This is a genomic window from Pirellulales bacterium, assembly GCA_035656635.1.
Taxonomy (GTDB): Bacteria; Planctomycetota; Planctomycetia; order Pirellulales; family JADZDJ01; genus DATJYL01.
This window is the reverse complement of sequence record DASRSD010000019.1, coordinates 1-16,963: the sequence shown is the minus strand read 5'-3', so window position 1 is coordinate 16,963 and position 16,963 is coordinate 1. Positions and strand designations below refer to the sequence as shown.

Here is a 16,963-nt window from a genome sequence, read left to right as displayed (position 1 = left end):
CCGTTCGATTTGACCATTGTCAGATTCCGGGAAAAAGTCACCCCTGCAAACCGTCCCACGGTTGTAGTTCGGATGCCGAACCAGCGGAATCTGTTTGAATTTAGCGCGATCGATGAGTTGGCTAGTGAGGGGGTGGCCGACGTGGAGCCGTGACGGTAAACCGCCGTGGTAGTGGCGGGCGAAGAGCCGGAATTGCCATGGGCCGCGCTCCGACAGGAATTATTCGCTGTTTAGCAGGTCTGATCGGCAACGGGAAACCTGACTGTAACTGTGGTTGATACAACCGCGAGCGGCGAATCAAACCTGGGGTGGCAGCCAAGACCATCATTGCAGGAAAAAATTGAATCCGTTGCCGTACGACCAAACCTAAATTTGGTATGTAGGTAAAGAAGAAAGCCATCAATATCGCGACGATCAAGCTTGTGAGCATCAAGGGGCGGGTCGCAAATCTTCGCCAATGGCGGAGATTTAGCCACGAGATGATCATCACGGTCGTCAGAAACCAAGCTTCAGCGCCAGCAAGAAATGCAATCCAGTGGGGAGCTTCCCATGGAAAGGGCCTTAAAAATAAAAGGGTGGCGCCAGTCACAGCGGGGATGGGGGCGCCTGTATCGTAAAAGATTTGCGACCCACCGACATCGATTCCTGTCATGTGGACCGAACCCTCCAGGGTTTCGAACATCCCGCGTTGGAGGACCGCTCTGAACTGCAGCGGCGCCATCAAAACCATCAACAAACCGGCAAGACTGATTACGATGAGCATCAAAAATGCCAAGCCCCAGCGTCGTTGCTTAATGATAACCGTTGCTCCAATCGCCATTAGCCACATGAAGGCAATGTGCGGTCTGAGGAACATAAATGTGGCTGTGCCGGCGATCGGCGCTATCCAACGGCGGACACCTTTGCGTGTAGGATCAGGAACGATGAGACGTAACATGTTGCATGCGCCCCATAAAACTGGTCCCTCCTTGAGCGTGTCGGAAGCGAAAAATAACGCTTCCGGATAGGCGCATACGATGACGACTACCCAAAAGGGCATTGCCGTGGCTTGCGTGCTGCGAGCTAAAACATCAAGCAGTGTAAGTAAGCCGCTAAAGGCCATCAACGTAAATAAGGCCATGACGGCCTGATCGGGGGCGTTGGTAAAGGCATAAATGGTTCCAACGGCAAAATCAAAACCATAGTTCCCGATTCCGCCCATACTGAAAGCCGATCTCACATCACCCGCTCGAATATAGTCCGCAATTTTGTGAGCATTAAATTCGTGAGTCGTGGAGTCTGCCCTGGCTCCGGGAAGATCTCTCAGCGTGTAAACGCGGATGACAAAGAAAAGCCCCCACAGCAATGAGAGCATGATGATTAAATATTTCCAGGAGCGAATGACCGGATTGCGTCGGCAAACGCGGGCAATGGGTATCTGTGCAATTGCCACAAAACAAATCGCGCTGAATATTGTGACAATCAATTGGTCCATTTTCATTCACCATTTCTTGGAAGGAGGCAATCGTCGCGTTTTCAGTCCGCAATTAAATTATGGATAAACAATTGGATTAAGTGATTGAAATAGGTGATTTTCGGCACCAATTCAAAAAGATTTTAGGGATTGGCGGCCAGCATCAATCGTCCTGGAACTGTGCCTTGTGGGCATGCTTGTCGGTATTATATCCGGTTTTTGCAGCATGCAATTCTCGTAAAGCGTGATGTATCGATTCGCCGTGGCCGCTAGCGAAAAATGGTTTTCCACGATCGTGCGGCCGGTTTGGCCGATTTTTGCGGCCAATGCAGGATTAAGAAGTAGTTGTGAAATGGATTGAGCCATGGCGAGAGGCTCGTTGACAGAGTGGAGAAAGCCCGAATGCCCAGATTCGATGACCTCGGCCCGGATTCCGGGGATATCTGATGCCACTACCGGCAGACCAGCGGACATGGCTTCCAAAACTGTGACAGGCAAGCCTTCAAAAAATGACGGATGCAGCAGAACTTGGCAGCAGCGCATAAGACGTGGCACGTCATTGCGCATTCCCAACAGAATGGCATTGTTTTCCAAGCCGCATTCGATAATTGCGTTTTTGACTTTCGACTGCAATGGCCCCGCGCCCACAAGCAGCATGCGGGCCTGAGGCACCGACTTTAGCACTTCCTGAAAAATCGCAAGTAGCCCCAAATGATTTTTTTCCCAGGTAAATCGACCGACATGTAATACGATGGGCGCCGCGGCAGGCAGACCGAGTTCCTGTCGCAGCGTCACGGATTCTTGCATCGTAGATGGCGAATTTAAGGCGACCCCGCTGTGCAGGACGATGCAATTTGATCGGGAAAGATGATCTGGCACGATGGCATCAAGCACTCCGCGAGAAACGCCGGTAACAAGATCCGAATGATTTATCGCATAGCGAATATTCAAGTGAGTGTAAACTGAATTTAATTGCTTTAATATGGGTTGGCTGGACCACCGCGTAATGAGTTGGCAGGTGCCCACAAATGAGGTAATCACACGCGCTCCACGGCGATGAGCCATCCAGACGGCAACGCCCCCGAACGCGCCCAAGTGATTATGGACGATATCGTAATTGCCTCGACGAATGATCTGAGCTAGCCGTCGGGCAAAGCCAATTTGGAACGGAGTCATTCGGCAATGGTAAACTTTTGCGCCGAGCTCTTCGGCTCGAGGAGCCATGATGCCGGTCGTTGGACCCTTGCAAACGATATCCATGGCAATCCGATCACGCGGTATTACCTCCAACAAGGAAATCAAGCGCTTTTCAAGGCCGCCAATATTGAGCGAACTGAGGAGATGCAAAACGCGGATCATAATAGCCTCATTTCGTTCATTTTAATCAATAGTTCAATGCCACAGGCTACAGATTGGTTGGCAATGGAACTGGATGCACCCGATTTCCGCGGAAACCATTAATTTTAACGATTTTACGGGCGTGACGTGCGCGGCCTAATGAAAATTTGCGGGAATAAAAGGCGGTATCATCCCAGGTATTGATCCCACCAAGCGATCAAAACTAATAGCGCAAATAATTCGTCTGCGCGGTGGTGAGTTACCCAGCGGTTTGCGCCTAGATTGACTTTTTTGATCATCTGCTGTACGCCTTGAGGATCGAGATAACCGCTTTTATAACAACGGCTGTCCATAATTTTCTGTTGGCCACCAGTTGCTAGGTATTGCCTCATCCAGCGCTTCAGCGGGATGCCAAAACCCTGCTTGGGACGATAGGCGAGTTTATTTCCAAAATGACGAGCGGTGAGGTGGCGCAATACCCGCTTTTCGTTCCCACTTTCAAACCGAGTCTCTTCAGGAATGCGAAAAGCGAATTCGGCTACGGACCGGCAAAGCATCGGAACGCGAACCTCAAGAGAGTGGGCCATGCTGGCGCGGTCTACCTTTACCAACATATCATTGGGCAAATATAAAAGTAAGTCGTAGAACTGAGCCTGAGTCACTGGCGGCAGCCCAGCCAATTCGTCATGATACTTATTCCAATGCCAATATCGTTGTTGCGCCGGTTCGCGAATCTCTGGAGCTAACAGGCGAGATCGCATGGCTTGGGCCGGTAGGCGCACCACAGAGAGCCGTCGCAAAACGGGAGACAAGCTCATCCTGCGAAACAGATTATGAAGCCTCAGATGCCGAGGCGTCAGTTTAGCCGCCATACCAAACAGCGGCTGACTAACTGTGGCGGGAAGCAGATCGAGACGACTAAGATAGTTGGCCCAGCGGTGATGGAGGTAGCCGCTGAAAAGTTCATCTCCACCATCGCCTGACAGAGCGACAGTAACCTCTTTGCGTGCTTCACGACTCACTGCATAGGTAGGAAGCAAGGAGGCATCAGCGAAAGGTTCGTCGTAATAGGTGGCAAGTTGAGGCAGGTGATCGACGGATTCGCCAGGCAACTGACGAAAAATAGCTTGCGAGTGAATTTGGTTCGCAACTTGCCGGGCAAATGGAGCCTCAGAAAAAGCTTGATCGTCAAAATCGATGGTAAAAGTACGCAATGGCGCTTCGCTGGATTGGCTGCCATAGAGCGAAACGAGTGTGGAATCAATTCCGCCGCTCAGAAAGGCGCCCACGGGAACATCCGCCACCATGTGCTGGCGGACCGCCGTCGAAAGCACAGTTTCGGCTTCATCGGCCCAAGAGTCGAGCGAACGACCTTCTTCCGGGCGGTATTGCGGCTGCCAATAACGCCGGAAGCTCGCCTGCCAGGAGGCCATGTCAAGCAACATGGTATGCGCAGGCAAAAGCTTCCGAACATCGCGGAAGATTGATTTGGGAGCTGGAATCCAGTCAAAGTCAAAATAATCGTTCAGTGCGCTAATGTCGATATCTCGATTGACCTCTCCGGAAGCCAATAGCGGCTTGATCTCGGAGCCAAAGACTAACCGTCGATCATCCAACGCATAAAATAGCGGTTTAATTCCAAAGGGATCGCGCGCCAGAAGTATCCGTTGCTGTTTGAGATCGACAATTACAAAGGCAAACATTCCGTCTAGCCGATCGACCATCCGTTCACCTTCTTCTTCATAAAGGTGAATGAGAACTTCGGTATCTGTTTTGGAACGGAATTGATGTCGGCTTTCAAGCTCTCGCCGCAATGCGGCGAAGTTGTATATTTCGCCATTGAAGACAATCCAAACCGTATTGTCTTCGTTCGCCATCGGTTGATGTCCGGCTGGCGAGAGGTCAATAATCGCCAAGCGCAAATGACCCAATCCGGCGCTGCCTAAGACCTGTACGCCACAGTCGTCCGGACCGCGATGGCGGATCGTAGCCGCCATCCGACGAAGTGTTTCCACTTCGGGCTGCACACGGGGATCTCGGAAAACCAATCCACAAATTCCACACATGAGGTGAATCCGGCTCGATGTTTAATGGCTGTATCCCAATTTACGCCAGCTAGGCGGTGGCGCATGAATCGGACAATTGTATTCTTGATGACTGACCCAAGGCGAACGGAATTAGGGGCCGACCCCGTGCCCCATCCATACAACGAATGCGGCACGCACCCACCGCGGTTTTTAGTGCAATCGCATTCACACGCACCGAGCTAAATCTTTTGCCCGATGTAAATGAGGTGAGGCAGGGTACGATGGCGTAGGTGAAATGCAATTCGAAGCAGAAGCGACCAAGTTCTCGAATTGTCAAAAACTGTGGCTCCGCAGTAAATCGTTTTGAAACCGAGCGGGCTCAAATAGGCTTCCAAGGAGTCTTTACTCCAAGAGCGCACATGTTGGACCGTGTGATATATGCAACCACACTCGGGACACAATATTTTGTTCTTATCCAAATCTTCGTCATTGGGGGTAGTCACGATGAGATATCCACCGCTGCGGAGCAAACGATGGATTTCCTGCATGGACGGCAGTAATTCGTCGTCCAAAATATGTTCGACGGTTTCAATACAAAATAGGACATCAACACTATTCCCCGGGAGCTGTGTAGGAATGCCGTCAATTATCGTGACGCCTCGGAAATAGGGGTTCCCCCGAAGTTTGCGTTCGACTTCGCGCGCCGACTCGGGAGAAAAATCCGCTCCTTCGCACGCGATCCGGCGATTCGTGAGATTTTGCAACAAATCGCCCCGGCCGCAACCGAAATCCAGAACCTTTCCCCTTAAGGGAACACCATTCCGTAACACATTATTGATGATTCCATTCGAAACCTCTGCGCTAAAGTATGTGAGGGTCGGCTTGCGTGAATAGAAATCCCAAAATCGACTAGAAAGCTCTCGCGTCCAGCAGATGGGATGCTCTTGATACTGAGGCGTCGTCATCGAGAACTCCGAGGGCTGATAGTTGCTAAATCGTCGCTACAAGCATCAAATGGTCGAGGTGCTGGATGACCAGATGGCAGGGCGTTGAAAATGATTAATGCGTGACACAGGGATTGGAAAGCTGATGCGGCAACTAATATCCATCCTATACCTTGCAGCCCAGCTCGTTGAATGGCCCATAACCCACCAAAATAAACGATTGCAATCCGGATCAGATAAACCGGAACTACAATCGCAAAGCGGCGCATGGAAGTTATGGCTGTGCCCGTGATGTTGGACACACAATTAATAATAGTCGTCAACAGCAGGATGTAGAATAGCCCCATTTCTTCGGTATATTTCGGTGTAAATACAATCGCCAACACGGGTTTGCCGACGAAATAAGATCCAGCCAATGCCAGCAATCCCACGCTGACGGACACGATGATGGAACGGACGCACAGGCGTAAGAAGGCGGTGCGCTGGTTCGTTGCAAACAAAACAGCCAATCGCGAACTCATCGATTGACAAATCGAAATGACCAGCAGATTCACCACCAAGGAGACTGAAAACAGAGCGGTAAACACGCCAACGGCAGCATCACCAAGCTGATCCTTAATTAAATATCGGGGAATTGCATCGCAGAGCGTCAAGAGGTACAACAGAATTGCGAGCCATATGCCCGCGGAGAGCAGATGGCGGTACGCTTTCCAATGGAACTGAGGAAAAATCGGCGAGCCTATCAGTCCGGTATCGTGCGCAGGTTCGAGCCCGCTGACTTTGAAGTGTTTGCTTGCATTGGGCCACTCGTATCCCACGAGTCGCAGGAAGGCGGCGCCGATTAAGCCCAGGACACCCCAACGCAAATCTTTTCCGATGGCCAATCCAGCGGTTAAGAAGACGCAAATCAGCACCGCCTGAAAGATGCAAGCCTTCGCCAGCAAATCCATGCGTTCATCTCGTGTAAACAGCCCGGCAAATGTATCGCTGATCGATTCTAAGGAAGTCCAAATCGTCACCAGCATCACCAAAGTGACGGTATAGCCATCAGCACGATTGATCAGAATCATGCCCGCTACAATCAACAGACCAATTACAGAAAAAACGAGCGTAAAACCCAAATATTCACTAAATTTCACTTCTCGACGGGCATCGGTAGCCAGCAAACTTCGGATGCCAAAGCTACATATCGTTACCGTGGGGACACAAAAAGCCACTGCCCAGCCGTACTGTCCTAGCATTTCAGGATTTCCAAGCTTGGCAATTAAGACGAAGATCAGTTGGCGTGCTCCAGCAAGCACAGTATTGCCGACGAGAATCCAAGTAGCATTGGCGCGCAGTCCTCGAGTCGGCACACTCAAAATATCGTTTATCGAGCTGGCCCCAGCAAAACCCGTCGCTAACGCACCGGGAGTGGAGTTCGCTTCGACGTTGGAAGGCTCTAGCGCCATTTTGATTCAACTGTTTCTTTTGAATTGGCCCAATTTTGTAGCGAAAAACGTGCCAGGCCCGGCTACAAAGCCCTGTTGACATCCTGCTTTGCACGTACTTGCCTAACGCCATTCGACTTATGTGTGAGACATATATTGGTCGAATTGACGATCACGTTGCAGTTTGGCAACCCAGAAAGCAGTACGATGCAGTATAAGGCCCCCACGACATTCCTGACATGCAGTAAAACCAGCAAACCGGCCCGCTGCGACGAATTGCACTTTAGGAAGATTTATGGTTTCCAGCCGTGACGGATCAATGCCGCATGTAGCTGGTCGAGCGACGTTAACTCAACAATCTCATCGGTCGGAAATACAATATTCGTGGCCGCTTCGACCGCCATAATTATCTCCAAGTGACGGAGCGAGTCCCATGCTTCTAGCGTTTCGCTGCTGGCATCGGTGGGAACTGCATCCAGTGGTAACTGCAGCGTTTCGGCTACAAGTTTTCGCAGGAATTCAGTGCCCATTCGAATTGCTCCCGTCCTGTTTGCCGATCCATGAAGGAAATGCGACGTGTGCAGGATCAATCTGAAATGTGAAATTTTCCTCGCCCACTGCCTGGAGCTGAATCTTCAGTCGCTCGAGAAATTGCCGCGCTGGAACGTTCTTTTTGGTGGAAATAAACGTGCCATGCAATGCCAAGCCCGCATCTGCCGCTTCGGTCGCAAGCATTGATAAAAAAGCGTCTTCCACGCCGCGGCCGAGCGCTCGGCAGCTCATCAAAAACGTATCCAACAACCAAGCCTTGTTTTGCCGCTCAACAATTGCCGCTCCAATGAGGCCCAGCTTGCCGAAACGATCTTCCAGGCTGATTGTATACAGGCCGAACGACGGATCGGATAATTTGGCTCGAATATCTCCCTCTGTGTAGCGACGCGTCGTAAAATTAAATTGATTGGTGCGTTGTGTCAATTGTGCAAAACGCGGCACCGCATAGGCATCGGGTTGCGCAATGCAGATCGTCATGTTCAGCGAGCGGTAGAATTCTCCCAGATTAGTCGCCGACGCTGCAGTGAGCCACTGCTGCCGATCGGCTTCCTGATGATACATTTTTCCGCGGCGGCGGTCCTCGTCGGTTAAATTCAACACGTCGAAGCAGTCCAGGTTGAGTAACGCACGGGCATATTCCGACGGGTCAGCCGGAACTTCTGGAACGAACACAGCCGGATGTTGGGTCCGAACGATTTCTCGTTCCCGGGGTTCGTCATCCCAAAACACAAAGCTATCCAAAGCAAGATTCAAAGTTTCCGCAATCCGCGGCAGCGACTCAGATTTGGGATTCCAATGAATTTCCAAACACGCAAAGTCCTGGCGGCGAAGGATCATTTCCGGATGCCGATCGATCACTTCCCAGGCATCCGCAGGGTTGTTTTTACTGGCCACCGCCAAGATCACGCCCCGCTGCGCCAATGCCAAAATGGCTAGTTGAAATTCGCGAAATGCCAGGCCAATGCCTTCCTGCCCCAGGGCAATTCCCTGCGGGCCATCCTCTCCGAGCACGCCGCCCCACAGCGTGTTGTCCAAATCCAGGACTAAGCACTTTCGGCGTGGCGTGAACAGCGCCGCGAGGTATCGGGCGTAAAGCGCTGCCACGTGGTTCAAAGCCCCACGGCCAAAGTGCATCCGGCCCAAGTACCACAGCCGATTGTCGAATAAGGTGTTTCGCCCATATTCCGCCACAAAGTTCGCATAATCGATAATGCGTACCCGAGGGTTCGATTCAGCCAGGGCGCGGAGTTGATCGTTCAAGATGTTCAACGTCGCGCCGGCGGAAAGTCCCGCATTGTCTTCCAGCGTGCCCAGCGCGCTCAGACGCGGCAACACAAAATTATGAACTAGCAGCGTGGACTGTTGCGGCAAATTCGCCAGCAGGCCGTTGATAACGGTCGTCAATCGTTGCCAGACAGCGCCGGCAGCGGCCGGTGCATCGGCGCGTCGCGACAATTGATCGCCTGGATGCAACGGCGGAAGCACATCTGCCGCGTCGGCAAACAAGACAACTGACTCCGGGGCGAACTGATGCAGCGGCGACTGTGGATCAAGCGCTTCCGGTTCCCACAGGCCGTAGCCTGTGAAGTAAAGTTCCGACTTCACCCCAGCTTGTGCCAAGACCTCGCTCAATGGCCGTTTGAGGAGATCCAGATTGAATGAGCAGAGAATCGCGATTCGCTTAAGTTGTAAGGCCATGAAATCAGTTGCGCAGTTGAGCAATTATCCTCGGTGCGAAATCAACGGCATGTGCCGGCCGGGCACGCCAAACACCAAAGTCGACGGACCGACATTCTGAGTGACCACGGAGTTGGCGCTGACTTTCGAGCCCCGTCCTACACGATTATAGGCCAGCACGCTGGCATGGGTTCCGAGGAATACATCGTCATCCAAAACGCTAAATCCATTCATCGTGGCGTAGGGAGAAAGATTGCAATACTGGCCGATTTGCGTGTCGTGACCCGCGGAGGAATAGATGTTCATCATTACGAAATCTTCGATTCGGGCTTCATTCATAATAGTGGCAAATGGATAAATAATGCAGCCTTCTCCAAGTTCGGCAGTGCTGTCAATAAATGCCGTTGGATGAATCAGCGTGAGAAATTTCGCGTCCCGGGATTTAAGCACATGGGTTATTCGTCGACGATCTCGAATATCGCCGATGGCTAACAGAAAACGATCGTTTTGTTCAGGTAGGTATTGTTCCGGATCGCCCAAGATGGGTTCTGGTAGACTGAACTTTTCGGAATCTTGCGGATTATTCGACAAAAAGCCTTTCATCTTTACCGATCGATAGGGAAAACTGTGTGGCACGAATTGGCGCACTTCTCGGGCAAAAGCGCCCGCGCCTACAATGATCAGATCGTACATATAAAAGTAGCGGTTGAGTGCACGAACCGTCTCCAAGTGGAAGCAGATTTTGTAGCAGAAAGTTATATTTCAAGATTGCCGAGCCGATTGGTATGCCTGCACTAAATCTCCAAATGTACGGATCGGTTCCCCACTTTTCCAAAATGGGTCTACGCCTAACTCAGACTCCAAAATGACCACGACTTGGGCTAAGTCGAGCGAGTCGAGACCGATTTTTGAAAACAGCAAATCTTGGTCCTGTAAGGATTGCGCGGAACGCCCGGAACTGGCCAGCACTTGTTGAATGACCTTCTCCACCGTCCCTCGGATATCCGCGTTTTGACTCATCATGGGCTATGACTTCGGGAATGTTCGCAAGGGATTGGTTTTGATGACTTTGGCTGGACAGCCAACCGCGGTTACATGCCCCGGGATGTCCCGGACCACAGTAGAACCTGCGCCTACAATCGTGTATTCACCAATCGTGATGCCAGGAATCACGTGTGCGCCGGTACCTAAAAAAGCCCCGCGCTGCACATGTACGTTCGCTGCCAGGTGCGCGCCGGGCGCCATGTGAGCATAGTCCGCAATAGCGCAGTCATGATCGATGCTGGCCGACGTGTTGATAATCGCATGTGCACCAATGACCACATCGGGCTGAATTATGGCGCCGGCAAATACCACGCTTCCTGGCCCCACCGTCGCCGTGGCATCAACATACGCACGCGGATGGAGAACGGTGACCCAATCTCGATCATAGCGTTCTGCCAAATATTGTCGAAAAAGCGGATCTCCGACGGCAATTACTGCCGGAAAGTGATCCGGTTCACTCAGCTTTTCGATGGGGCCCTCGATGTTGATTCCCATGATCTTTCGATTCCATTTCTTGCGATCATCGTCATAGACAGCGCGAACTTCCCAGCCACTTGCTCGTAAGGAGCTAATGACGACCTTCGCGTGACCCCCTGCGCCAACGACAATTAACTCTAAGCCAAGCCGCATATTTCGTTTTCAAATCGTTCAGTAGTCGGAAAGTTGACAATCACGATATGTCCGCATCGTCCGCTGAAAGGTGGTTCAGGCGATGATTTCGCGTACCAGCATAAACGCCTCGGCAGCTGACAAACCCGCGGTGCTGCCCCGGAGTGTGGCCAAAGCCTCCAAATTGGCCAGCGAGCGGGGATGCGGCGGGGTAAACAACTGGCTTTTAATGCACGCCATGGCGGCGAGCTTTTTCGGCAAATAAGGTCCAATGTCCACGAACACCGTGGGCTGAAAAGCACTTCCGGAGACCGGCGGACCCCATTCGGTTTCCGACAGCGTCTCGTAAGCGAGCACACGACGCACCTTTATTTTACCGACGGGTCGCGTTGCGACGAGACACGCTTCGTAGGTCAAGCCATGTTCGAAGTGCATGTCGCCATAGTGAGGCGCATACAAGGTATCGGGCGTCAATTCGGCAACGAGCCGCCGGATTGCGTCCGCCACGGTATGGCGGGGAATTGTATCCATTCGAGGCGCGGGGAAATCGAGGTAGCGAACGCTTTTGACCCCTAGCACGTCGTGGGCCTGCTTGAGTTCCGCACGCGTTTGATTAACTTCTTCAGCTTGATACACTTCCGGAGCGCCGCGCGTGACCACTGCCACGTGCACTTCGTCTCCCTCTGCAGCATGTCGTGCCATGACCCCGCCGCAACCGAGAATTTCGTCATCCGGATGGGGTGCCACCACCAAAACGCGCACAGCTGGTTCACTCCGTAAGCAGATTAAATCACCAGGTTGGATCAAGCGACTGGCGAGAAATCACGGTTTAAATGAGGTTGTATGTTCCCATCGCGGCGCGATTAACTCGACGTGATTTCTTTAAGCATTTCGTGGGCCCAGGTGCTGCGGCTCAATCGTTCGGTGCCTTGAGTGCTCAAGAACTTAACGTTGCTGTATTTGGCATCGCGGTAATCCGTGATGTCGCCGCGCGCAATCGCTTCCAGAACTTGCTCAATGCCGCGTTCCAGCGTCCACTGCGGCTCGAAATTCAAATAATTGCAAATTTTCGCAAAACTGACCCGGTAGTTGCGGCGGTCGGTGTCTTTCTCGTCAATAATTAATTCGGCGCCGGGCACGTGTTGATGAACAATCTCGCCGATCTGCTTGATGGTATAGTTTTGCGCATCGCAGCCGACGTTGAACATTTCGTTGCCGACCAATTCTCGGGGAGCGGCAAGCACCGTGGCCACGGACAAAGCGGCATCGTCGACGTGCACAAAGGGCCGCCACTGGTTGCCTCCCATCACGGTAATTTGGCCGTCGATTTTCGCCTTGGCAGTCAGCAGATTGACGACCAAGTCGAATCGCGTACGGCCGGACAGGCCGTAAATCGTGGAAAAGCGCAGAATGGTAGGAGCAAAGCGGTCGTCGGCCATTTGCCGCAGCACCCGTTCTGCAGCCAGCTTCGTGTTGCCATAGTGCGAAACCGGGCGTGTATTGGAACGCTCGTCCAGCACTTCATCGCAAGCACCATAAACAGAGCAGGTGCTGGCAAACACAAAGCGTTCTACGCCGCATAATCGGGCAACCTCGGCCACCATGCGCGTAGCCGACAAGTTCACTTCCGTCGTCAGTTCCCGATCCAGTTCGCAGGCCGGGTCACCGACAATGGCGCCCAAGTGCACCACCGAGTCGATGTCCTGCATGACTTCCACAATTTTGCCGACATGGCGGAAGTCTCCCTGCACCACTTCCAAATTCGGATGGCCCAGGACCGAGTCGATGGGCTCGGTATCATACAGCAACAAATCGAGCAACCGCACGCGATAGCCGCTGGCGAGCAGCTTGGGCAATAAAGCGGAACCAATATAGCCTGCTCCTCCGATGACCAAGACATTTTTGCCTTGGCCTCGACGCGCGCTTAAAACCCGATCGCGTTCTGGATCGGCAATCGTTTTCCAAATATGGAGCCACACGCGCGAACCAATTAACAGCACAGCCGTCAAAATCCACGAAATAACAAACGCGGTGCGAGAGAACGTCAATTCTCCCAACTGAAATCCATAATGGACGCAGCCGTAGATCAAATAGCTTTGGCAAACCGCCTGCAGGACAATGAGCGCTTTATAACGGCCCTGATAAAACCGGCCGTACGTGTAAAAGCCATTGAGGTAAAAAACCGCCACGCAAATTAAGGTCAGCGGCCAGGCTGCATCGGCGTACCCGCCGATCATAATCCAAAAATGTTGCGATAGTTTTTTATCGGGCGATAGATCTCCCAAGAGCACGTGGCAAAACCAGGTCAGCGAGATTGCCGTCAGCAGCGAGAATTGCACCATTAGCACATCGGCGAAGATGCGCAAAAACATCGCCGGCGTGACTTTTCCATTGGTGGCTTTAAACATTGGAGATTACCTTCCTCATGAGGTGTCGTTCGAAAGATGATTTAATTAGGAGCGATGCGTAATAACCCTGAAAAACTATTGAGCTGCCAAATGCGTTTTGACATCTTCCGCGGCATCGTGAATGCGCTGGCAGGCGCGGCAGATTTGCAGAGCAATTTCGTCCGTCAGATGCGACCATAAAGGCAAGCTTAAGCACGAAGCAGCGAGCAAATCGGTAACTTTCAATTGGCCGGCCGGAGGAGCGAATTGGCGGTATGCAGTTTGGCGATGCGCCGGCGGATCGTAGTATTTTCGCGTATCGATATTCTCGGCCGTCAACGCTTTGGCTAATCCATCACGCGAAAGCCCAAATGCTGCGGAGTCTACCGTCAGCGAGAAATCCTTGTAGGAGCAGCGATTGCCGGGCAGCACTTCCTGGAAACCGATGCCGGGAAGTCGGCCTAATTCGCGGCGGAAGAGCGCCACAATTTCTTGGCGGCGGCTCGCATGCTTTTCCAGCAATACCAAACTATGCCGACCCAAGCAGGCGTGGAATTCGCTCATGCGGGCATTGATGCCGGCGAACAGACTGTCGTAAGCCTTCCCCATACCATATTCGCGGCCACAGCGAATTTTTTCCGCCAACTCGTCTGAATTCGTGGCGACAATTCCCCCTTCGCCTGCGACAACTAACTTGGTGGGGCTCAAGCTATACACGTGTGCGTCACCTTGCGGACCAACAGGCACTCCCTGAAACCGTGCGCCGAATCCATGGGCTGCGTCAAACACCAATTTCAGATTCCGCCGCTTGGCGATTTGTTCCAAGGCAGCAATGTCGGCCGGATTTCCAAAGTTGTGCACCGCCACAATGGCTCGGGTGGCAGGAGTAATGGCCTGCTCAATGGCTGCCGGATCAATGTTATGGGTATGACGTTCGACATCGACCATAACCGGCCGTAAGCCTGCCCAAACGGCAGCGCTAATTGTGGCCATGAAAGTAAAGCTGGGAACAATGATGTCTCCCGTCAACCCCAAGCCCTGATAGGTAAGCATCAAGCCCGTCGTGCAGCTGGAAACAGCCACGGCGTGCTTGACTCTTAAATGTTCCGCGGCGGCTTCTTCGAAGGCCCGTAGATGTCGGCCTCGGGTAACCATGCCGGAAGTAACAATCTCAGCAAGCTCTGTGGAAAGTTCGCTAAACGGTGGCAGAGTGGGACGAACGATCGGAACCAATTGTTCAAATGCCGGCTGACCTCCGAGAATGGCCGGTAAGTTCGTTGAGATGCCCATCGCAGTTGCCATCAGTTCCTCTCAGCTCGAATGAATGGTTTATTTCTCAGGTTGATCTATACGAGGATCAAGCAACAGTTTCTACATCGCAATCTTCGATTTGCACCGAAGCGCCTGTTTGCAAAAACTCCACAGCGACAAGCAATGTATGCCGCCCGTGTCGTCGCAAAATGGTGCCTTCCAAGCGGGCCTCCGCATGATGCCTTCGAATACGATCTGTGCCACTCAACCTCAGCCGCAACCGTTGTCGGAAACAAGCGGCCGACGCGAAACTGTACACCGAGTCTGTTGCCCGCCGCACATGCCGCTCCGGCATTCCAACTCCCACAACGGAGTCCACAAGCATGCACCAACCGCCGGTGCCGCGCGTGCCAAAAGAACGGGGAAATGAAGCGATGAAAAGACTCCTTCGCAGCCCGCGACCGGCCATTCCCTTACCGATCAGTGCGCTGCCTCAGATGTGCCGATGCCCATGAACGTTAAGCCTGCTTTCTCATGGAACTTCCGGCACATCGCCCTAAAACCTCAGTGTACATGGTTGCGCCCGGATGTCAACGAAACGCCGCCGTTCTTTTGCTGGCAATAGCGCCTTAATTCGACCCATTTCAACAGCTTGCGCCACCGAGCGCGATCGATGCCAGCATGGCAATCGTTAAAGAATTTAGAGCCGCATTTGACGCGCGCATCGGCCCGCACAGAACAAGCATAAACTTGCCGCAAACTATCCGATTTCTAACAAGCCTGAGCGTTTAGCCGGCGCCGGCGAGATTCGGCTTGCACGAATTGGCTAACACCGGACGAGTAATCGCTTCATCGCAACGGATTAGTTTGGCTACTGGAGTGCGTTCCTACAAAGTTCCCAGCAGAATTGGCTGCATTTGCATATGCGGAAGACGTGTTGGCAGAAGTATTACCGGTCGCGGAAGAAGTGGCGGTTGTAGCGGCACTCAAACTTTGGGTTTTGATAATGCCGTATGCATTGGGATCATTTCTTGTCGAGTCAGAATTGATGAGATTTGTATTGACTACTGTCCCGACTCCAAGATCAGTCCGTAACGGATTTCCTGATGTATTTGACGCAGGTGTTCGTGGACTGGCGGTATCTAAATTCACAGTTGCCAATGGCCGGCTAGCAAGCGAGGGAACAATGAGTTCCGGTTCTTGGTCCGGGGAAATTGGGCGAGTGAAATCGTCCACATCGATGCGCAGACGCAGTGGTTTCGCAGCCGATGTTGCGTCACTCTTCGCCACTGATAAGCCGCTTAGTGCATGGGCGTTGGAGGCTGTGCTGACCGATTTTGTGCTCGGCGTATGAAACATTGGTTTCGGCGTCATGCTGGAGCCGCCAGGTGGCGTTGACGGGCTGGGTTGAGGATTGCTAGGCGGGACGAAGAATGGATTGTTGTCAGCCGGTGGCATGGCGCCCGGCGCTTCCTTGAGTGGCGGCAGCGCGTTGGGCTTAGTCTCTGGCAATAATTTGGTGCTTGGCGCCGCTGGTTCGTTGCTGGGGGATGGTTCGACCTCTGGCGTTGGCTGGGTGCCTGGCATCGGCTGGGCCGGCGTCGGCTCGGTTGCCGGTTCGGCCGGAGTGGGTTCGGTCGCCGCTCCAGCCTCTGTGCTTTTGTTATTCGTTGTCGATGGCACGGTGCGAATATCGGTTTCTTTTCGCGGATTTGGCAGCTCGATCCCGGGTGCCGAAATTCCTTCGCCCGTGGTTGCTGGAGCCTGTACCATGTCGGGATACAGCGCGCCCGGCCAACGGGTCCAATGAGTTTGGACATATCCCCACCAGGGACTCGCTGGCGTGCAATGGCTAGGGCAGGGAGATGTATTGGTCCCGAATAATTCTGCGGCGGATGCCACCGCGGCTGCAGAAAGCGACCATGCAAATATTACCGCGATTTTTCGACAAATCCTTGTGTCGAGCATTTTGCTCTCCTCTTCCTTCTGACGCATCGCGCCCATCGGATGTCGTTGGCTGCGACTGCGCATTAGATGGCGATCACTCTGTTCATGCGTCGAGTTTGATTTTTCTGGAACCGAAATCCTCGCTTCGGGTAACGCTCTTTCGTGTCTACAGACCTGCTGGGGCGGAGGGTAGGGAGCGGATGTTTTGGATGGTTTGGGCGCCGAGCAAGGTGGTGCCGAACATGCGTTCGAACGGATTGAGCATTTTGTTGACCAGCGAATCCAGCGCGATCATGTGATCTTG

15 protein-coding genes are annotated in these 16,963 nt (G+C 52.8%); 2 read left to right on the top strand and 13 right to left on the bottom strand.

Annotated features, from left to right (window positions below; genetic code table 11):
• Positions 1-121: 121 nt before the first annotated feature.
• The 13 genes from VFE46_01335 to VFE46_01275 all read right to left on the bottom strand — a co-directional run bounded on the left by VFE46_01335 (position 122) and on the right by VFE46_01275 (position 14,763).
• Positions 122-1,480 carry a hypothetical protein gene (locus tag VFE46_01335; GenBank protein HZZ26621.1) on the bottom strand — a complete coding sequence of 453 codons (1,359 nt, stop codon included), beginning with the start codon at positions 1,478-1,480 and terminating at the stop codon, positions 122-124.
• 105 nt (positions 1,481-1,585) lie between these two features.
• Complete coding sequence (locus tag VFE46_01330; protein HZZ26620.1) at positions 1,586-2,260, bottom strand: glycosyltransferase family 4 protein; 675 nt, start codon at positions 2,258-2,260, stop codon at positions 1,586-1,588.
• 719 nt (positions 2,261-2,979) lie between these two features.
• Positions 2,980-4,857, bottom strand: a complete 1,878-nt coding sequence (gene asnB, locus VFE46_01325) for an asparagine synthase (glutamine-hydrolyzing) (GenBank protein HZZ26619.1) — start codon at positions 4,855-4,857, stop codon at positions 2,980-2,982.
• Positions 4,858-5,057: 200 nt separating this feature from the next.
• Positions 5,058-5,783, bottom strand: coding sequence for a class I SAM-dependent methyltransferase (locus VFE46_01320; GenBank protein HZZ26618.1), 726 nt, complete (start codon positions 5,781-5,783; stop codon positions 5,058-5,060).
• Positions 5,780-7,213 (bottom strand): lipopolysaccharide biosynthesis protein, encoded by a 1,434-nt coding sequence (locus VFE46_01315; GenBank protein ID HZZ26617.1) that lies wholly within the window; start codon positions 7,211-7,213, stop codon positions 5,780-5,782. The genes VFE46_01320 and VFE46_01315 overlap by 4 nt, the downstream gene beginning before the upstream one ends.
• Before the next feature lie 272 nt (positions 7,214-7,485).
• Positions 7,486-7,722 carry an acyl carrier protein gene (locus VFE46_01310; protein HZZ26616.1) on the bottom strand — a complete coding sequence of 79 codons (237 nt, stop codon included), beginning with the start codon at positions 7,720-7,722 and terminating at the stop codon, positions 7,486-7,488.
• On the bottom strand, positions 7,712-9,442 hold the full coding sequence (locus VFE46_01305; protein HZZ26615.1) for an HAD-IIIC family phosphatase: 1,731 nt from the start codon (positions 9,440-9,442) through the stop codon (positions 7,712-7,714). The genes VFE46_01310 and VFE46_01305 overlap by 11 nt, the downstream gene beginning before the upstream one ends.
• 24 nt (positions 9,443-9,466) lie before the next feature.
• Positions 9,467-10,114 (bottom strand): acetyltransferase, encoded by a 648-nt coding sequence (locus VFE46_01300; protein ID HZZ26614.1) that lies wholly within the window; start codon positions 10,112-10,114, stop codon positions 9,467-9,469.
• Between the two features lie 69 nt (positions 10,115-10,183).
• Positions 10,184-10,444, bottom strand: a complete 261-nt coding sequence (locus VFE46_01295) for an acyl carrier protein (GenBank protein HZZ26613.1) — start codon at positions 10,442-10,444, stop codon at positions 10,184-10,186.
• 3 nt (positions 10,445-10,447) lie between these two features.
• Positions 10,448-11,095, bottom strand: a complete 648-nt coding sequence (locus tag VFE46_01290) for an acetyltransferase (GenBank protein HZZ26612.1) — start codon at positions 11,093-11,095, stop codon at positions 10,448-10,450.
• A 75-nt stretch (positions 11,096-11,170) separates the two neighbouring features.
• The gene (locus VFE46_01285) at positions 11,171-11,836 is read right to left on the bottom strand and encodes a PIG-L deacetylase family protein (GenBank protein HZZ26611.1); all 666 of its coding nucleotides are present in this window, start codon (positions 11,834-11,836) and stop codon (positions 11,171-11,173) included.
• A gap of 101 nt (positions 11,837-11,937) precedes the next feature.
• Positions 11,938-13,482 (bottom strand): NAD-dependent epimerase/dehydratase, encoded by a 1,545-nt coding sequence (locus VFE46_01280; protein ID HZZ26610.1) that lies wholly within the window; start codon positions 13,480-13,482, stop codon positions 11,938-11,940.
• Positions 13,483-13,557: 75 nt separating this feature from the next.
• Positions 13,558-14,763: a DegT/DnrJ/EryC1/StrS family aminotransferase gene (locus VFE46_01275; protein ID HZZ26609.1), complete on the bottom strand. Its 1,206-nt coding sequence runs from the start codon at positions 14,761-14,763 to the stop codon at positions 13,558-13,560.
• An 856-nt stretch (positions 14,764-15,619) separates the two neighbouring features.
• Between VFE46_01275 and VFE46_01270 the strand changes: the two genes are divergently transcribed.
• Complete coding sequence (locus tag VFE46_01270) at positions 15,620-16,066, top strand: hypothetical protein (GenBank protein HZZ26608.1); 447 nt, start codon at positions 15,620-15,622, stop codon at positions 16,064-16,066.
• A gap of 84 nt (positions 16,067-16,150) precedes the next feature.
• Entirely contained in the window at positions 16,151-16,522 is a 372-nt protein-coding gene (locus tag VFE46_01265) for a hypothetical protein (protein HZZ26607.1), read from the top strand.
• Positions 16,523-16,963 lie beyond the last annotated feature (441 nt).